Genomic DNA, 17,072 nt, shown 5'->3' with positions numbered 1-17,072 from the left:
AGTCTTAAAATATTCTTAATTTCCCCCCACAGACTTTTTGTCTGTAACCTCCAAGTACCACACAGAAAAAATATTATGGCTATAGGCTACGTCGCGCTTGTACTTCACGCACATCTACCCTTCGTTCGTCATCCGGGAAGTGACTACGTGCTAGAAGAAGAATGGCTGTATGAAGCGATTACAGAAACTTACATTCCCTTATTAAAAGTATTTGAAGGCTTAAAGCGAGACGGGGTTGATTTTAAACTCACCATGAGTATGACACCTCCCTTAGTGTCAATGCTTCGTGATCCTCTATTACAAGAACGCTATGATGCTCATCTATCCCAACTAGAAGAGCTTGTAGAATTAGAAGCCGAGCGCAACATCCATAATGGTCATGTTCGTTATTTAGCGGAACATTATGCAACTGAGTTTAATGAAGCGCGGGAGTTATGGGAACGTTATCAAGGTGATTTAGTTACAGCATTTAAACAGTTCCAAGATAGTAATAACTTAGACATTATTACCTGTGGTGCTACCCATGGCTACTTACCATTAATGAAAATGTACCCCCAGGCTGTATGGGCGCAAATTCAGGTAGCTTGTGAACATTATGGGGAAACCTTCGGCCAAGCCCCCAAAGGGATTTGGTTGCCAGAATGTGCTTATTATGAGGGTGTAGAACGAATGCTGGCTGATGCTGGTTTACGTTATTTCCTCACCGATGGACATGGTATTTTATACGCTCGTCCCCGCCCACGCTTCGGTAGTTATGCCCCAATTTTTACGGAGACTGGTGTAGCAGCTTTTGGTCGAGATCATGAGTCTTCTCAGCAAGTATGGTCTTCTGAGGTGGGTTATCCTGGTGCAGCAGAATACCGGGAATTTTATAAAGATTTGGGTTGGGAAGCTGAATATGAGTATATTAAGCCCTATATTATGCCCAATGGACAGCGGAAAAATACAGGTATTAAGTATCATAAAATCACTGGTCGGGGCTTGGGTCTTGCGGATAAAGCGCTCTATGATCCTTACTGGGCAAAGGAAAAGGCAGCAGAACACGCTGCTAATTTCATGTATAATCGTGAGCAGCAAGCTGGTCATTTACACGGTATGATGGGTCGGCCACCAATTATTGTTTCTCCCTATGACGCGGAGTTATTTGGTCACTGGTGGTATGAGGGTCCTTGGTTTATTGATTATCTGTTCCGTAAGTCATGGTATGATCAAAAAACTTATGAAATGACCCATTTGTCCGATTACTTACGTGCTAATTCTCAGCAGCAAGTATGTCGTCCTTCTCAGTCGAGTTGGGGCTTTAAGGGCTTTCATGAATATTGGTTAAATGATACTAATGCTTGGGTTTATCCACATTTACATAAAGCTGCGGAAAGGATGATTGAAATTTCCCAAATGGAAGCAGAAGATGAGTTACAATTAAAGGCACTTAACCAAGCTGCGCGAGAATTGTTACTAGCACAGTCTTCTGACTGGGCTTTTATTATGCGGACAGGAACAATGGTTCCCTATGCGGTGAGAAGAACTAGATCACATTTAATGCGCTTTAATAAATTGTATGCAGATGTGAAAGTGGGTAAAGTTGATAGTGGTTGGCTGGAAAAAGTTGAGTCTATAGATAATATTTTCCCCAATATTAACTATCGCGTTTATCGTCCTGTATTTTAATGGAGTCGTAGATCCTCGACTTTTTCTTCATGTGAGGTCTATGCCTAGAAAAGCAAAACCCCCAGTTATAATCCTGGGGGTTATTTTTATACACATCTTGTCAAGCTGCCATTAAATACTATTGAGGTAAGTTACGGCTGTTGTAAACATCTATGGCATAGGCTGGAGTGCGTTGAGTATAGTCTGTATCTAAGCCAGTAATAGATTTAGCTAAAGCTTCAAATTTATCAGAAGCCCAATTGCGTTCGTGAATGGGCTTGCTTTGTTCACCCATGAAGTATGCTAAAGAACCAATAACAGAAGCTGCTACCCAACCAACAACCAATAGAGAGATTAAAATAGTCATTTGAGAACCTCGGTTTTTACTTTTTGTAACCTTATGTAAATAAATATAACAGATTATTAACAAAGCTTGCAAATTGTTTTTTGGTGTGCATACCCAGCAAAGAGGTGAGGAAATCCTCACTGTCATAACTATGTAATAAAAAGCACTAATATAAGAAACCGTGATCAACAAAGGATGAATATAGCCTATTTGGGGTTGACGCTCCCCGCCCTATAGAGGGACGGGGATTCTTGCTTCAATGAGCAACCTTGCTCAAACTTGTCTCCAAGTCTGGGTAGAGGGTAATCTCTCCACAAGCGTTAGTTTCGGTGCGCCCCACCGTACTTACATCGTAGCCAACTTGTCTTAGTGCCTTAGTTAGAATGTTGATTGCAGCATTATGGTCACGGTCAAGGAGACAACCACATTTACAAACATGAGTTCTAACTGATAGAGACTTTTTAACTATTTCCCCACAATTAGAACAATTTTGAGAAGTATATTGAGGTGCAACAGGTACAATTACACGCCCATAGACTTTACCAAAATACTCTAACCATTGAGTAAACAATGACCATCCCACATCACTAATTGATTTGGCTAATTTGCTATTTTTAACCATGTTTCTCACTTGCAGTTTTTCAAACGCCACTAAATCATTAGATTTAACTACGCACAATGATCTCACAGAAACAGCTTTTGCGATCGCCACTGATATTGTTTTAGCTGATGGTGAAGTCACAGAAGAATAACAAAAACTATTGAATGATTTGTTTCAACTCTTAGAAATTCCCGAAGAAACAGCAATTAAAATTATTGATGTGATGTTGATTAAGAATCAGGGTTAAAAAGTTGGCTAAGGTGTCTTCATTGACACCTTATTTTAATCTAATTGTCAGGATTCAGAATATAGAAAACTTGATCTAGCAGGGAACAGGCTTCATGCTTCATTCTCAACTCCTGATCAGGAAATAGGCCAATTTAGAATAAAATGGCAACGAAAAAAAACTTCCGCACCTCTACCCCATGAAAATCATCAAACCTTGATCAATCAAAGATGATAAATATTGAGTACAACATTAATATTAATAGAAATAGTATATTTACCACCTGCTATAATATAAAATATTGGCTAGAAGTCAGAATAATTAATAATTAATAATTAATAATTAATAAAAATGTAATATATCTGACAAATTAACTTCCTGACTCTAGCTATTTCTAATGCTTATCTTTTTGGTTTCTCTGCATACAGTTGAAACAACCACAAAAGACTCAGGAAGAAAAATCATGAACAAATCTTATGCCACAATTGATGGTAACGAAGCTGTTGCCCGTGTAGCTTACAAATTAAACGAAGTTATCGCTATTTATCCTATCACCCCATCTTCAAATATGGGTGAATGGGCTGATAGTTGGATGTCCGAAAATAAACCAAATCTTTGGGGTACAGTTCCCAGCGTCACCCAAATGCAAAGCGAAGGAGGGGCTGCTGCTGCTGTCCATGGGGCATTACAAACGGGGGCATTAAGTACAACCTTCACCGCTTCCCAGGGATTATTATTAATGATTCCTAACTTGTACAAAATTGCCGGAGAATTAACTAGTTTTGTCCTTCATGTTTCTGCCCGTTCTTTAGCTACCCATGCGTTATCTATTTTCGGTGATCATAGTGATGTTATGGCTGCTAGGGCGACAGGTTTCGCTTTTTTGTGTTCGGCTTCTGTCCAAGAAAGTCATGATTTTGCCTTAATTTCTCATGCTGCAACTTTAGAAACAAGAGTGCCATTTTTACACTTTTTTGATGGGTTTAGAACTTCCCATGAAGTGCAGAAAGTTGAGTTATTATCAGATGAAGATCTCCAGGAATTTATACCTATAGAATTAATATCTAACCATCGTCAACGCTGCTTAACTCCAGATAAACCAGTATTACGAGGAACAGCCCAAAATCCTGATGTTTACTTTCAATCTCGTGAAGGTGCAAACCCTTATTATCATGTTTGTGCCGATATTGTTGAAACGATCATGGATAAATTTGGCAAACGCACAGGTAGATATTACAAACTCTATGAATATCATGGTGTACCAGACGCAGAAAGAGTAATTGTTATCATGGGTTCTGGTTGTGAAACCGTCCATGAAACTGTAGATTATCTCAACAAAGCAGGGGAAAAAGTTGGAGTTATTAAAGTACGACTTTTTCGCCCATTTGATGTGGCAAGATTCATAGAAGCATTACCCAATAGTGTGAAATCTATTGCAGTTTTGGATAGAACTAAAGAAGCCGGCAGTGCAGGAGAACCATTATATTTAGATGTGGTGACAGCTATTTATGAAGGCTGGAAAAAAACCACATTTCCAAAAATTGTTGGGGGGAGATATGGACTTTCTTCTAAAGAATTTACGCCCGCAATGGTCAAGAGTGTTTTTGATAATCTTAGCCAAATTAAACCCAAGAATCATTTTACTATTGGGATTAATGATGATGTTAGTTTCACCTCTTTAAATTTTGACTTTAATTTCTCTACAGAACCGGATCATGTAGTTCGGGCAATGTTCTATGGTTTGGGTTCAGACGGTACGGTGGGTGCAAATAAGAACTCCATCAAAATCATCGGTGAAGGCACAGAAAATAACGCCCAAGGTTACTTTGTTTATGATTCCAAAAAATCCGGTTCAATGACAGTTTCTCACCTGCGGTTTGGACCTGAAAAAATTCGTTCAACCTACCTCATAGACAAGGCTAATTTTATCGGTTGTCACCATTGGGGATTTGTGGAAAGTATTGATATTTTAAAAGCTGCTGCACCAGGGGCGATTTTATTGTTAAATAGTCCTTATGATGCAGATATAGTTTGGGAAAATCTGCCCTTGAAAGTAAAACAGCAAATTCTCGCCAAAAATCTCAAAGTTTACACTATTAATGCCAGTCAAGTGGCAAAAAATAGTGGTATGGGGCAGAGAATTAACACTATTATGCAGGTTTGTTTCTTTGCTTTGGCGGGAGTATTGCCAGAAAAAGAAGCAATTGCTAAAATCAAACGGTCTATAGAGAAAACTTATGGTAAAAAAGGTGTGGAAGTTGTCCAGAAGAATTTAAAAGCTGTAGACAACACCCTAGAAAATCTCCATGAAATCGAAATTCCTTTGGTGGAAATAGGTAATAAAGAAAATTGCCAATTAGCAATTACCAAACCCAAATTTGTCGAGAATGTTCTCAGTAAAATTATGGTCTGGGAAGGTGATGATTTACCCGTGAGTGCTTTACCTGCTGACGGAACTTTTCCCAGTGGAACTGCAAAATGGGAAAAACGTAACGTTGCGGCAGAAATACCAGTTTGGGATAGTGATGTCTGCGTTCAGTGTGGTAAATGTGTGATGGTTTGTCCCCACGCGGCTATTCGCGCTAAAGCCTATCCAGCTAATGAATTAGTCAACGCACCGACAACTTTTAAATCAACTAACGCCAAAGATAAGAGTTTTGCTAACCAGAAATTCACCATTCAGGTAGCCCCAGAAGACTGTACAGGCTGCGAAATTTGTGTTAGCGTCTGTCCTGCCAAAAACAAAGCCGAACCCACCCGCAAGGCGATTAACATGAGTCCACAATTACCCTTGCGGAAACAAGAACGAGAGAATTGGCATTTCTTTTTGAGTTTACCAAATCCTGACCGGAAAACTTTGAAAGTAAACCAAATTCGCCAACAACAATTACAAGAACCATTGTTTGAATTTTCTGGCGCTTGTGCTGGTTGTGGAGAAACCCCCTACCTTAAATTATTAACACAATTATTTGGCGATCGCTCACTCATTGCCAACGCCACCGGTTGTTCTTCCATTTATGGAGGAAATTTACCGACAACTCCCTGGAGTCAAAATGATCAAGGAAGAGGTCCGGCCTGGTCTAATAGTTTATTTGAAGATAACGCCGAATTTGGTTTTGGTTATCGTTTATCTATAGACAAACAAGCAGAATTTGCAGCAGAATTATTATCACAATTAAGTAATGAAATTGGCAATAATTTAGTTAATGCCATTCTCAAGTCCGAACAAAAAACCGAAGCTGATATTTGGGAGCAGCGGGAAAGAATTGTCATCCTCAAACACAAATTAGATCAAATATTGGACAATGTAGAGACATTCCATGGAACGTCTCTACAAAAGACAAAAATCCAAAATCTCCAATCCCTCGCTGATTATTTAGTGAAGAAAAGTGTGTGGATAGTTGGAGGTGATGGTTGGGCTTATGATATAGATTTCGGGGGAATTGATCATATAATTTCCACAGGTCGCAATCTGAATATTTTGGTCATGGATACAGAAGTTTATTCTAATACCGGAGGACAATCTTCTAAAGCTACACCAAAAGCCGCAGTAGCTAAATATGCGACTGGAGGTAAACCTGCACCCAAGAAAGATTTAGGTTTAATGGCCATGACTTATGGTAATGTTTATGTTGCCAGCGTCGCTTTAGGTGCGCGAGATGAACATACATTAAAAGCATTTTTAGAAGCGGAAGCTTTTGATGGTCCATCAATCATTATTGCTTACAGTCATTGTATTGCTCACGGTATTGATATGACCACAGGTTTACATCAGCAAAAGGCGTTAGTAGACTCAGGAAGATGGTTGTTATATCGCTATAATCCGGCATTACAAGAACAGGGTAAAAATCCCCTACAATTGGATATGAAAGCACCTTCTGAATCGGTGGAAAAATCCATGTATCAGGAGAACCGCTTTAAAATGTTGACGAAAAGTAAACCGGAGGTGGCGAAATTGTTGCTAGAACAAGCGCAAGCAGAAGTTAATGCTAGATGGGAAATGTATCAATATTTAGCGAATAGGTAATTGGTAATTGGTAATGGGTAATTGGTAATTGGTAATGGGTAATTGGTTTTTACCTGTTACCTATTATCAAATAATCAATCACAAATTTTCATTCTCGCCAATTATCTATGACTAAAGGATAACCTAATGCTTGAATTTTCTGATAATGCTTAGTATTACCTGTGACTAAAATTAAATTGTTTTGGATAGCGATAGAAGCTATTAATACATCTGCTAATCCTATTGGTTGTCCAGTGCTTTCTAAATCAGCATGAATCAATCCTGAAATTTCTGCACTTTTTTGGTCTAAATGTAGGATTTCGATTTGAGATAAATCTGCTAAAAATTTTTGAATGCGATCATGACGATTTAATTTTCTCCATCCCTTAACAATTTCGGAAACAGTAATTACAGAAATTGTATAATGTTTCCATATTGCTCTATATGCAATAGCATTGGCATTTATTTTAGGATTTTTACCTTTACGGATTTCTGAAGTAATATCTGTATCAATTAAAGATTTTCTCACAACTCAATTATTTTTGATTAACTTCTATGGTGTAAAATATCTTCAACCATTTTATCTACTAATTCAGCATCATTAGACCATTCACCAATAAATGAATTATTGATAATTTCTGGTTTGGTTAATTGCTCAATCATTGCTTTGATTAAGTCGGCAACTTCACAATGATGTGTTTGTGTCAATTGTTCTATTTTCTCAAAAGTTTCTTGATCAAGTTCAATTTCTATTTTTTTCATGATTCAGTTATTTTTATTTGATATATTTATTATATTATAGCAAAGTTTTTTAAATCAACATCTAAATCAGCTTCATTATTCATTATAATGAATATTAATATTTCTCATAGCTAATTCATTTTGAAATTGTAGTAAAGGCATTTTAGCCAGTTGAGATGCTTTACGGATACTAATTTTTTTCCTTTCAAATAATAAGATAATCAATTCTAAAACTAATTCTTTTTCTGATAATCCACTGGCTTGGACAATATCTTCGGAAATGACTAAGCTCATTGTGATCCTCCTGTTAACACAGATTAGAAGGATTATAACACATAGGTAGATATTTGTTGTTTTCTGGCATAAATTTGAGAACGGGCAATTTTAACTTCTTCCGTAATTTCCTCTAAGGGTACAAGCAGTAACAATCGAACGCAGATGGACGCAGATAATTTTGTACTTCATTTGATAGATCATATCCTCTAATGTGACACATCGTCCGTAGACTGATCGTCCATAAAGACTCATAATCAGTACATGAATGAATCAAAACAAAAAATTCTTGATGCTTTAGGTTATCTGGTCAGACAACGTAGAACGGAGTTAGGAATTTCACAAGAGGAGTTAGGACTACGCGCTAACTTAGACCGCACATACATTTCTGGTGTGGAACGTGGAGTCAGAAATCCTTCCCTCACTGCTCTTGTCAGTCTTGCAGATGGCTTAGGTATTAGTGTTTCTACTCTTTTAACAAATTTAGAAATCGAAGCTGATAAAATATAGTGACAAACCAACAAAATTTAGTCGAAACAATTAAAGGCCAATTTCGACAAGGATCAACTCAATTACAAGTCTTTAATCTTTTATCAGATCAAAAATGGCATTGCAGGGAGTGCGAAGGAAAAAATATTGGATCAACTCAGTATGCTGGTGGTGGAGGTATTCAAGGACTACAACGCGGGACAAGGAGTCGTCCTGGTCTTGTCATTGAAACAAAAAAGAATTTTTGTCCAACTTGTCAACAAATACGGTTAGGAGATTGCTGGACAGGAGAGATAAAATCAGCTAATTCAGTTTCTAATATACCAGCTTCTTTAGTTCAAAGAATTCTCCAGGTTTATTCATATACAGATGTAATAGAACAGAGACAAAGAGAGAAGCATGAGTTAGTTATTGATCATAGATTTCCTATGGAACGTTGGGGAAAAAGTGAAGCTCCACATTTAACCTCTATGAGTGAAACCGAAATCAGGAAAAAATTTCAATTACTCAAGAAAGATGCTTCTGGAAATCATAATCTTTTAAAATCGAGAAGTTGTGAACGTTGTATTAAAACTGGTAAACGCGGTACACCTTTTGGCATTAAATTCTGGTATCAATCAGGTGAAGATTGGCCTTCCCAACATCAGCGAGGTGATGAAGCTGAGGAAGGTTGTATTGGCTGTGGTTGGTATGATTTTGAAACTTGGCGTAATGCACTTAACCAAAAACTATCTCAGGTTGATGAAAATGAGGTAAATTAGCAAATTGTTTTCTGTTAATTGCAATATCATTTAAGTAAGGAATCAGTGCATAACCAATACACTCTGCTAAACGTGGTGGAACAGCATTACCTATTTGCCACATGGCTTTTTTCATACTACCTTCAAAAATAAATGAATCGGGAAATGTTTGTAATCTTGCCATTTCCCTAGCAGAAATCACACGATTTAAATAAGGGTGAATATGTGTACCACCATGATTTTCTTTTACTGTCATACTCGGTTTACCAGGATATTGTCTTTTGAAAGCATCAACATATTTTGTATATAAAGAACCGCCAGGAGGAACTTGAGCAAGACGTTCCATATACTCCCGTGAATGTTTAGTCCACTCGTGATTAATTTCAGGGATGGGTGTGTATTCTGGTAAATCAGAAATTGCTGATTCAATAGCTTTGTATTCTTCTCGGTTTAATTGAGATTTAGGATAAGGGTTAGGCATCCCAAATCTATTAGCGATAAAAATAGCTCTTGGTCGAATTTGTGGTACTCCATAAGCAGCAGATTCTAAAATTGCCACAGAAATATGAGGATAACCAATAGATTCAAAAGCTTCAATAATTGCTGTCTTTACATCTCCTTTTTGTATTGTCAAAATACCTGGCACATTTTCCATCACTACATACCAAGGGCGTATTTCGGAAACAACACGCACGAATTCATAAAATAATCTATTTCGAGGATCTTTTGGATCACGTTTTCCTGCTACTGAAAATCCTTGACATGGTGGACCACCAACAACAATATTAACTTCAGGTGATCCGATTTTTTGCAGCCAATTTTGGGGGGAAAATTGTTCAATATCTCCACAGAAGTTATGACATTGTGGGAAATTTTTTTTGTGCGTAGCAGAAGCGATTGGACTAATTTCTACACTAGCTAATGGTGTAAATCCAGCTTGGAATAATCCTTGTGTGATCCCTCCAGCACCACAAAACAGATCCACAAAAGTATATTGAGATAATGGACTTGCTGGGGAACTAACATCAGTAAATATCTTATATGGATCAGAATTTTCTTGATCTAGTTCGCGCTGAATACGCTCATAGCGCCCTAACTTTGGCTTTTTTTGCTTTTGGCTAGGATTATGCTCATCCTCGTTAGGTAAAAAAGAGATTTGTGTTCCTTGCATTCGATAATTGATATGAACGTTTGCTTTGCTGTGACATATAGTCTACAATACATCAAGCATAGCAAAATTGGCAACATAATTCTAAAAACGAGAAACGAGAAAATTTATCTCGTTATCTGACACAATCTATTACTCAAAAATTAACACTGGAGTAATGAACAGACATCAGATAACTAAAAAATGCTACAATGTATAAAGTCTATGAATATCATTTACATTTCTCTGGAGGAAATATTATGTTATCAACAGAACTTCAACAAGAATCAATGAAAACAAGAATTGAGAAAATTGTGGCTATTTTAATGGAAGAACGTCCTTTATTTAAGGAAGAACTTAACGCAGAGGAAATGATTCAGCATTTATGTAATCTATTTCAGCAAAACTTACCTATTGATGAGTTTAATAGCATGGAAGATCAGGAATTAAAAAAGCATTGTAGCGGAATTATGGTGTTAGAAGCAGTAGCGGGAACTTTAAATGAATTAACTCCCGAACAAATAGCAATTTTTGATGAAATGATTAAACGGAAATAAAGAATATGGCGTATTTATTAGATACAAACATTGTTTCCTTAGCACTGCGAAATAACTTTAAAGTAACAGCAGAAATAGCGCAATTAAAATCTCAACGACAAATATTGAGTATCAGTTGCGTTACTTATTTTGAGGTTAAAAGAGGATTATTTGCGGTAAAAGCAATTAAACAATTGGAAAGATTTGATAATTTCTGTAGGGATTATCAAATCATTTTCTTAGATGATTTAGCAATTTTAGAAAAAGCCGCAGAAATTCATGTAAATCTCAAATTAAGAGGATTACCAATCCAAACAGAAGATATTTTAATTGCTGCGACTGCTATCGTTAAAGGGTTTATTCTAGTTTCTCATGATAGTGATTTATTGAGAGTTGAGGAATTAACTTTAGAGAATTGGTTAGAAGAATAGGTTTTATGTACATTTTACTATGAGAAATAGAAATAGATCCCCGATTTCTCTAGGAAGTCGGGGACATGGGTATTCAGTATTTTAAATTAATCAACTTAACTCACAGTTTCTAACTGTAAACTTATTGCTTTTTTATCCTCTTCATGCTGCTGAAATTCTGCTAATTCTGATTCTATTTCCGCTTTGACTTCATGACGGAACTTAAAAAAATGTTCACCCACACCTAAAGCAATTAAATAATCATATAATAGATGAGGTTTACGCCGTATCATTGTAATTAATTGCTGCCAAAAAACAAAACGAGTAGAACGTAATACACCTTGTCGCCAACAAATAGATATTAAAAATTTTAACTCTGATTTAGTTAAAATTCGTTGATATTTAGCCCGCCAACCTTCTATCATCATAAAATGTTTAAAAGTCCGTTTCAGGTATGGCATAGGTTCATATAAATTCCAAAAAGTATCAATAAATTCCTGAGCAATTTCCGACATTGGCCGAGTCGGAACAAAATTCATTAAAGCTTTTTGAGAACCAACAAATTCACCCAAACCATCCCTTAATCTTCCCTCTGTTTGTAAACGAGTCCACATAGCTGTATTGGGTAAAGCTTGCAGCAAATTTAAATGAGCTTGGGGAATACAAGTTTCTTCTACAAATTCTTGAATCCGTTTACCTGCACCTGGTTTTTCATGATCAAATCCTAAGATAAAACCAGACATAATTTGTAATCCCGCTTTAGTAATTTTATGGCAGGATTCAACTAGAGAACTGCGAGTATTTTGTGGTTTATTAATTCCTACTAAACTGTCTACATCAGGGGTTTCAATGCCCATAAATACCTTGACAAAACCAGCCTTTACCATTAATTCTAGTAATTCATCATCTTCTGCTAAATTTAAAGAAGCTTCCGTCAATAAAGCAAAAGGATAATTACGTTTTTCCATCCAAGGAATTAACTCTCTTAAAAATACCTTAGCATTACGTTTATTGCCAATAAAATTATCATCAACTATAAACACATAACGCCACCAACCCATATTATATAAAACATCCAATTCTGCTAGAATTTGTTCAGGTGTTTTCGTGCGGGGTTTACGGCCAAAAAGGGTAATAATATCGCAAAATTCACATTGGAATGGACAACCACGGGAAAATTGCACAGTCATTGCTATATAAGCATTCAAATCTAATAAATCAAATCGAGGTAAAGGAGTTGTGGTGACATCTGGTTTTTCTGTAGCCCGTAAAATTCCTTTTTCTTCTCCCTTTTCTAAAGCTTCTAAAAACATGGGAATAGTGATTTCCCCTTCATCTAAGATTAAATAATCTGCCCCCGCTTCTAAAGCAAATTCTGGAACAGATGTGGCAAAGGGTCCGCCGACTGCCACTTTTTTACCTAATCTTTTACCTTTTTTAATTAATTCACTAAAATCCTGTTTTTGAATAATCATGGCCGAGATAATGACAAGATCACACCATTGCCAATCTACATCATTTTCTAGACGAACATTGCGATCGCTCAGTCGCAATTCCCAATCATTTGCTAACATTGCCGCTACCGTAATTAAACCCAATGGGGGATTAGTAGCCCGCAGATTTGCTAAATCAAGAGTTTCCTGATAAGAACAAAAAGAATAGGCATTATCGGCCAGATTAATAAAGCTTTCATCAAGCATATCCCCCTGATTTATTTTCCTATTTAAGCCCATTTAGTCTGAACTATAAAAGCTGGGTTCGTTACTTTTTATCTCTCTGGAGGTACAGATTTTTTAGTTTTATATCTAGAAAATAATTCCATAAGATAATCATGTTAAAAAAATTTTTGCAAACACCAATAACTAATCCCCAATGACGGCTAAAATGAGTCTTGTAACCGCCCCATTGACAAAGCGGGGAAGAGGAGATAAATAACGGATAATTATGGGTAAGCAGCGCGTTCTGTCGGGAGTTCAACCAACTGGTAATTTACACTTAGGTAACTATTTAGGTGCTATTCGTAACTGGGTAGAAATTCAAGATCAGTATGAAAATTTCTTTTGTGTGGTAGATTTACACGCTATCACCGTACCACATAATCCCGCCACTTTAGCGGCTGATACCTACACCATTGCGGCTTTATATCTAGCCTGTGGTATTGATTTACAATATTCTCACATTTTTGTACAATCTCATGTTTCTGCCCACAGTGAACTTTGTTGGTTACTCAACTGCATTACTCCCTTAAATTGGCTACAGGACATGATTCAATTTAAGGAAAAGGCACTTAAACAAGGTGAAAATGTCAGCGCTGGTTTATTGACATATCCAGTATTAATGGCTGCGGATATTTTGCTTTATCAAGCGGATAAAGTTCCTGTCGGTGAAGATCAAAAGCAACATTTAGAACTGGCGCGGGATATTGTTAACAGGTTTAATCATCAATTCGCTAAGGATAAACCTGTATTAAAGTTACCAGATCCTTTGATTAGAAAGGAAGGGGCAAGGGTAATGAGTTTGACAGATGGAACACGGAAAATGTCAAAATCAGATCCCTCGGAATTAAGCCGCATTAATGTTTTAGATTCACCTGAGCAAATTGTCAATAAGATTAAACGCTGTAAAACCGATCCAGTTCGCGGTTTAACCTTTGATGATGTAGAACGTCCCGAATGTCATAATTTATTAACCCTGTATACCCTATTAGCGGGAAAAACGAAGGAAACCGTAGCGGTCGAATGTGCAGATATGGGTTGGGGACAATTCAAACCTTTGTTAACAGAAACAGCGATTAATGCTTTAAAACCAATTCAGGATAAATATAAGGAGGTAATGGCAGATAAAGGCTATTTAGAGTCAGTTTTAAAAGATGGTAAAGAAAAAGCCGAGGCTATAGCTAATCAAACCTTAGCAGATGTAAAAGCAGCACTAGGTTATACAGTGCCATTATAAGTAGAATTGTATAGATGTTAGATTCCTTACCTCTTTGACCAGTCAGGGATCTGACTCATACTAAGGTTTAAACTAGAAAGTGTAATTCAGTTTACCTTTAAGAAAACCTCAAAATTAAATTTGCATCATGCAGAATAGCTATAGCACCAGTACATTAAACAACTTCCGCACCGCCGTAGCAGCAGGAGATTTTCTCATTACCGCTGAAGTTGCACCTCCGAAAGGGGGAGATATCACCCATACCATAGAAATGGCGGCGACTCTTAAGGGGAGAGTTCATGCTGTCAATATTACTGACGGTAGCCGCGCTGTGATGCGGATGTCTTCCTTGGTAGCTTCGGCAATTTTACTGCAAAATGGGATTGAGCCGATTTGTCAGTTTGCTTGCCGCGATCGCAATAGAATTGGATTACAAGCTGATTTAATGGGCGCTCATGCTTTGGGTATCCACAACATTTTAGCTTTAACTGGCGACCCGGTAAAAGCAGGTGATCATCCTCAAGCCAAAGCTGTTTTTGATTTAGAAGCTGTGCGATTATTGCAGTTAATTAGAAACATGAATCTGGGAGTTGATTTTAATGAAAAACCTTTAACTGATGGTAAATTAGACTTATTTGCGGGAGCGGCGGTAGATCCTCAATCTCCCAGTTGGTCTGGTTTACAAAGTCGGTTTGAAAAGAAAATAGCAGCCGGAGCGCAATTTTTTCAAAGTCAATTAATTACTGATTTTGAAATATTAGAAAAGTTCATGGATAAAATTGCTTGTGGTTACAATAAACCAATTTTGGCCGGAATTTTTCTCTTGAAATCGGCCAAAAATGCCCAATTTATTAACAAAGCTGTTCCCGGTGTGAATATTCCTGAACACATTATTGAGAGATTAGCTAAAGCAAAACATCCCCTCACAGAAGGAATGAAAATTGCTGCCCAACAGGTACAAATTGCTAAACAATTGTGTCAAGGAGTGCATATTATGGCAGTGAAGCGGGAAGATTTGATCGCGCCAATTTTGGATTTAGCGGGGGTAAAGAGCGTTACTTGTCATCAAAACAGTTAAACAATCAATTTTCTCAAAAATCCTTAATTTTTTGATTTCATCAAGTAGGGGTTTAGAAATACTAAAATCCTACTGCTTTTTCTTCTATTGTGCCAGCGGTTTTGGGCGATTTAAACCACATTTTACCTTCTTCTCTTTGCGCCTACCCTTCGGGATCTCTAAGAGAGATTGCGCGAAATAAAAACCGTGGTTTATTTACTAGCAAAATCACCGAATTTAATCATAATAGTGGTGCGTTAATGAAATGTAACGCACCCTACAAAATCTAATTACCTTATTTTACCGGAATTATATACGGTTCAACTAGCAGCAAAATCGGTAAATTTCCGTTTGTATGGAGCTTTAAAACCCAAAACTATATCTTGTTTAGGAACTCCAGCTTCTACTAATTCATTAGCTACTCCGATTTCTGTGCCATCGCGTTCAATCCAAATTTTGCCATCTTTAATTTCTACGTAAATAATACAACCAAATATTCGCGTTAGTTCTTGCCAACCAATATTAATAACTTGATAATGATCGCGCTCTGTATCAAATATCAATTTGACTTCTGTTTGATTATTTGGGCGATTTCTTGCGTGACCTTCCAGAATTGTTTGGACTATTTCTTTGTAATTTAGTCTCTCCATATCACAATCTCCTCTTGATCTGGGTTAAAAATCAGTAATTTTAGGTCATATTCGCCAATTATTCTTTGAATAAACTTCCGACTAAAAAACTCATTATAAACATCTATTGTCCATCCATCTTTTGTCAGGGCTGTTTTAACTGTATTATGAAATAAATCTTTAGCTGGCATACATAAATTAAACTTATTTAACCACTGTTAATAGCATAATATCTCAGATGAAAGGTTCAAAAGGCAATTAAAGATTTAGAAACATAAATTATAGTAACAAAACCCAGTTTATACCAAATTAAGTTGATTGATTTGTGAGGAAACAAGGGAAAGGCTATCAACCACGGATAAAAACCTAGGGTGGGTTAGCGATAGCGTAACCCACCGAAAATCAGTAAATAAACATACATAAGGTGCGTTACATTTCATTAACGCACCCTACAATATCTACAAGATCAGGCGATCGCACTTAAACAAAAATCCAGCCCAGTTATAACATTAGGGATCTAGTGTGAATTGAGAAAAAACGTCAATATCAGTTTTAGCAGCTTCAACTGGGTCAATTACACCTCTTCTGATTCGACTCAAGTATAGGCCGTTATCTGCTTTGAAAGCCACTTTCCAGTTTGGCAGTTTGACCAGATCAAAGCTAGTAAAAGGAGGATCAAGTTGTGGTTTAGCAGCTTCAATTGAGTCAATTCCACCTCTTCTGATTCGACTCAAGTATAGGCCGTTATCTGCTTTCAAAGCTACTTTTCCGTCTGGCAGTTTGACCAGATCAAAGCTAGTAAAAGGAGGATCAAGTTTTGGTTTAGCAACTTCAATTGGGTCAATTCCACCTCTTCTGATTCGACTCAAGTATTGACCATTATCTCCTTGCAGGGAAATAGCTTTAGCATTGTTAACTCCAACAGTGAAGAAAACACCAAGAGCAAAAACAATTGTCAATGTTGCAGAAATTAGGGTCTTGAAATTTTTTAACATTTGCTTACCTTCTAGACTAACTGAAGATGTGGTTTTTTCTTCCCACACTATTTAGACGTTTTACTCCCCCCATTTGTGAATTTTTCGAGTTACGGGCAAATTTTTCCCCCCCAAAAAAACCACCATAAATCGCCATAACCCTTACCCCTCTTACCTTTTCAGCTTCTCCAAAATTCCCTCCACCTCCCCACGCACCGGATACAACAACTGCTGACTCAAAGCCCCTGTATAAGCAGGGCGTTTTCATTTTCTAAATTCTAGCAGAAGAAAGAGCGAAACTTTTACTATTATTCGCTCT

At 37.1% G+C, this 17,072-nt stretch carries 18 protein-coding genes and 2 pseudogenes; 9 read left to right on the top strand and 11 right to left on the bottom strand.

Annotation, left to right across the window (positions count from 1 at the left end; genetic code table 11):
• The first annotated feature begins 75 nt into the window (after positions 1–75).
• Positions 76–1,668, top strand: a complete 1,593-nt coding sequence (locus tag ACIR310F_RS0102170) for a glycoside hydrolase family 57 protein (protein WP_028082410.1) — start codon at positions 76–78, stop codon at positions 1,666–1,668.
• A gap of 118 nt (positions 1,669–1,786) precedes the next feature.
• Here ACIR310F_RS0102170 and ACIR310F_RS0102165 read toward each other — a convergent pair whose 3' ends face one another.
• Entirely contained in the window at positions 1,787–2,014 is a 228-nt protein-coding gene (locus tag ACIR310F_RS0102165; protein ID WP_028082409.1) for a photosystem II protein, Psb35-related, read from the bottom strand.
• Positions 2,015–2,249: 235 nt separating this feature from the next.
• Positions 2,250–2,669: pseudogene (locus ACIR310F_RS0102160) on the bottom strand (RNA-guided endonuclease InsQ/TnpB family protein); the annotation flags it as partial.
• Between ACIR310F_RS0102160 and ACIR310F_RS27240 the strand changes: the two are divergent.
• The gene (locus ACIR310F_RS27240) at positions 2,614–2,745 is read left to right on the top strand and encodes a tellurite resistance TerB family protein (RefSeq protein ID WP_269208331.1); all 132 of its coding nucleotides are present in this window, start codon (positions 2,614–2,616) and stop codon (positions 2,743–2,745) included. The pseudogene ACIR310F_RS0102160 and the gene ACIR310F_RS27240 sit on opposite strands and share 56 nt — an antisense overlap.
• 538 nt (positions 2,746–3,283) lie before the next feature.
• Positions 3,284–6,847 carry a pyruvate:ferredoxin (flavodoxin) oxidoreductase gene (gene nifJ / locus ACIR310F_RS0102145; RefSeq protein ID WP_028082407.1) on the top strand — a complete coding sequence of 1,188 codons (3,564 nt, stop codon included), beginning with the start codon at positions 3,284–3,286 and terminating at the stop codon, positions 6,845–6,847.
• Between the two features lie 88 nt (positions 6,848–6,935).
• Here nifJ and ACIR310F_RS0102140 read toward each other — a convergent pair whose 3' ends face one another.
• The 3 genes from ACIR310F_RS0102140 to ACIR310F_RS21290 all read right to left on the bottom strand — a co-directional run bounded on the left by ACIR310F_RS0102140 (position 6,936) and on the right by ACIR310F_RS21290 (position 7,861).
• Positions 6,936–7,355: a PIN domain-containing protein gene (locus tag ACIR310F_RS0102140; protein WP_028082406.1), complete on the bottom strand. Its 420-nt coding sequence runs from the start codon at positions 7,353–7,355 to the stop codon at positions 6,936–6,938.
• A 17-nt stretch (positions 7,356–7,372) separates the two neighbouring features.
• Positions 7,373–7,588, bottom strand: coding sequence for a hypothetical protein (locus tag ACIR310F_RS0102135; protein ID WP_028082405.1), 216 nt, complete (start codon positions 7,586–7,588; stop codon positions 7,373–7,375).
• 75 nt (positions 7,589–7,663) lie between these two features.
• Positions 7,664–7,861, bottom strand: coding sequence for a UPF0175 family protein (locus tag ACIR310F_RS21290; RefSeq protein ID WP_051289451.1), 198 nt, complete (start codon positions 7,859–7,861; stop codon positions 7,664–7,666).
• Between the two features lie 243 nt (positions 7,862–8,104).
• On the opposite strand from ACIR310F_RS21290, the gene ACIR310F_RS0102125 reads away from it, so the two are divergent.
• Positions 8,105–8,350, top strand: coding sequence for a helix-turn-helix domain-containing protein (locus ACIR310F_RS0102125; protein ID WP_028082404.1), 246 nt, complete (start codon positions 8,105–8,107; stop codon positions 8,348–8,350).
• Positions 8,350–9,090 (top strand): hypothetical protein, encoded by a 741-nt coding sequence (locus ACIR310F_RS0102120; protein ID WP_028082403.1) that lies wholly within the window; start codon positions 8,350–8,352, stop codon positions 9,088–9,090. Before ACIR310F_RS0102125 ends, ACIR310F_RS0102120 begins: the two co-directional genes overlap by 1 nt.
• Here ACIR310F_RS0102120 and ACIR310F_RS21285 read toward each other — a convergent pair.
• Positions 9,047–10,240: a DNA cytosine methyltransferase gene (locus tag ACIR310F_RS21285; protein ID WP_035367502.1), complete on the bottom strand. Its 1,194-nt coding sequence runs from the start codon at positions 10,238–10,240 to the stop codon at positions 9,047–9,049. The genes ACIR310F_RS0102120 and ACIR310F_RS21285 overlap by 44 nt on opposite strands.
• Before the next feature lie 236 nt (positions 10,241–10,476).
• Here ACIR310F_RS21285 and ACIR310F_RS0102110 point away from each other — a divergent pair, with 236 nt between their 5' ends.
• Positions 10,477–10,773, top strand: coding sequence for a hypothetical protein (locus ACIR310F_RS0102110; protein ID WP_028082402.1), 297 nt, complete (start codon positions 10,477–10,479; stop codon positions 10,771–10,773).
• A gap of 5 nt (positions 10,774–10,778) precedes the next feature.
• The gene (locus tag ACIR310F_RS0102105) at positions 10,779–11,183 is read left to right on the top strand and encodes a type II toxin-antitoxin system VapC family toxin (protein WP_028082401.1); all 405 of its coding nucleotides are present in this window, start codon (positions 10,779–10,781) and stop codon (positions 11,181–11,183) included.
• A gap of 95 nt (positions 11,184–11,278) precedes the next feature.
• Here ACIR310F_RS0102105 and ACIR310F_RS21280 read toward each other — a convergent pair.
• Positions 11,279–12,855 (bottom strand): annotated as a pseudogene (locus ACIR310F_RS21280) (B12-binding domain-containing radical SAM protein).
• Positions 12,856–13,106: 251 nt separating this feature from the next.
• Here ACIR310F_RS21280 and trpS point away from each other — a divergent pair.
• Together trpS and ACIR310F_RS0102090 are read left to right on the top strand one after the other, a co-directional pair.
• Entirely contained in the window at positions 13,107–14,114 is a 1,008-nt protein-coding gene (gene trpS, locus ACIR310F_RS0102095) for a tryptophan--tRNA ligase (RefSeq protein WP_028082400.1), read from the top strand.
• A 127-nt stretch (positions 14,115–14,241) separates the two neighbouring features.
• Positions 14,242–15,171, top strand: coding sequence for a methylenetetrahydrofolate reductase (locus ACIR310F_RS0102090; RefSeq protein ID WP_028082399.1), 930 nt, complete (start codon positions 14,242–14,244; stop codon positions 15,169–15,171).
• 299 nt (positions 15,172–15,470) lie between these two features.
• Here ACIR310F_RS0102090 and ACIR310F_RS0102085 read toward each other — a convergent pair whose 3' ends face one another.
• The 4 genes from ACIR310F_RS0102085 to ACIR310F_RS0102070 form a co-directional block, all read right to left on the bottom strand.
• Positions 15,471–15,800, bottom strand: a complete 330-nt coding sequence (locus ACIR310F_RS0102085) for a XisI protein (RefSeq protein WP_028082398.1) — start codon at positions 15,798–15,800, stop codon at positions 15,471–15,473.
• Positions 15,788–15,970: an element excision factor XisH family protein gene (locus ACIR310F_RS0102080; RefSeq protein ID WP_028082397.1), complete on the bottom strand. Its 183-nt coding sequence runs from the start codon at positions 15,968–15,970 to the stop codon at positions 15,788–15,790. Before ACIR310F_RS0102080 ends, ACIR310F_RS0102085 begins: the two co-directional genes overlap by 13 nt.
• Positions 15,971–16,288: 318 nt before the next feature.
• On the bottom strand, positions 16,289–16,774 hold the full coding sequence (locus tag ACIR310F_RS0102075) for a fascin domain-containing protein (protein ID WP_155963576.1): 486 nt from the start codon (positions 16,772–16,774) through the stop codon (positions 16,289–16,291).
• A 16-nt stretch (positions 16,775–16,790) separates the two neighbouring features.
• Positions 16,791–17,021: a hypothetical protein gene (locus ACIR310F_RS0102070; RefSeq protein ID WP_028082395.1), complete on the bottom strand. Its 231-nt coding sequence runs from the start codon at positions 17,019–17,021 to the stop codon at positions 16,791–16,793.
• Positions 17,022–17,072: the final 51 nt, after the last annotated feature.

Origin of the sequence: Dolichospermum circinale AWQC310F (genome assembly GCF_000426925.1) — a bacterium.
Classification (GTDB): domain Bacteria; phylum Cyanobacteriota; class Cyanobacteriia; order Cyanobacteriales; family Nostocaceae; genus Dolichospermum; species Dolichospermum circinale.
The sequence above is the reverse complement of the archived record's forward strand: the minus strand, read 5'-3'. Positions and strand labels throughout refer to the sequence as shown.

Excerpts from the sequence above, each read along its gene's own strand:
- ACIR310F_RS0102170 (WP_028082410.1), top strand. The coding sequence starts at position 76 with ATGGCTATAGGCTACGTCGCGCTTGTACTTCACGCACATCTACCCTTC.
- ACIR310F_RS0102165 (WP_028082409.1), bottom strand. The coding sequence starts at position 2,014 with ATGACTATTTTAATCTCTCTATTGGTTGTTGGTTGGGTAGCAGCTTCT.
- ACIR310F_RS27240 (WP_269208331.1), top strand. The coding sequence starts at position 2,614 with ATGTTTCTCACTTGCAGTTTTTCAAACGCCACTAAATCATTAGATTTA.
- nifJ (WP_028082407.1), top strand. The coding sequence starts at position 3,284 with ATGAACAAATCTTATGCCACAATTGATGGTAACGAAGCTGTTGCCCGT.
- ACIR310F_RS0102135 (WP_028082405.1), bottom strand. The coding sequence starts at position 7,588 with ATGAAAAAAATAGAAATTGAACTTGATCAAGAAACTTTTGAGAAAATA.
- ACIR310F_RS21290 (WP_051289451.1), bottom strand. The coding sequence starts at position 7,861 with ATGAGCTTAGTCATTTCCGAAGATATTGTCCAAGCCAGTGGATTATCA.
- ACIR310F_RS0102125 (WP_028082404.1), top strand. The coding sequence starts at position 8,105 with ATGAATGAATCAAAACAAAAAATTCTTGATGCTTTAGGTTATCTGGTC.
- ACIR310F_RS21285 (WP_035367502.1), bottom strand. The coding sequence starts at position 10,240 with ATGCAAGGAACACAAATCTCTTTTTTACCTAACGAGGATGAGCATAAT.
- ACIR310F_RS0102110 (WP_028082402.1), top strand. The coding sequence starts at position 10,477 with ATGTTATCAACAGAACTTCAACAAGAATCAATGAAAACAAGAATTGAG.
- ACIR310F_RS0102105 (WP_028082401.1), top strand. The coding sequence starts at position 10,779 with ATGGCGTATTTATTAGATACAAACATTGTTTCCTTAGCACTGCGAAAT.
- trpS (WP_028082400.1), top strand. The coding sequence starts at position 13,107 with ATGGGTAAGCAGCGCGTTCTGTCGGGAGTTCAACCAACTGGTAATTTA.
- ACIR310F_RS0102090 (WP_028082399.1), top strand. The coding sequence starts at position 14,242 with ATGCAGAATAGCTATAGCACCAGTACATTAAACAACTTCCGCACCGCC.
- ACIR310F_RS0102085 (WP_028082398.1), bottom strand. The coding sequence starts at position 15,800 with ATGGAGAGACTAAATTACAAAGAAATAGTCCAAACAATTCTGGAAGGT.
- ACIR310F_RS0102080 (WP_028082397.1), bottom strand. The coding sequence starts at position 15,970 with ATGCCAGCTAAAGATTTATTTCATAATACAGTTAAAACAGCCCTGACA.
- ACIR310F_RS0102075 (WP_155963576.1), bottom strand. The coding sequence starts at position 16,774 with ATGTTAAAAAATTTCAAGACCCTAATTTCTGCAACATTGACAATTGTT.
- ACIR310F_RS0102070 (WP_028082395.1), bottom strand. The coding sequence starts at position 17,021 with ATGAAAACGCCCTGCTTATACAGGGGCTTTGAGTCAGCAGTTGTTGTA.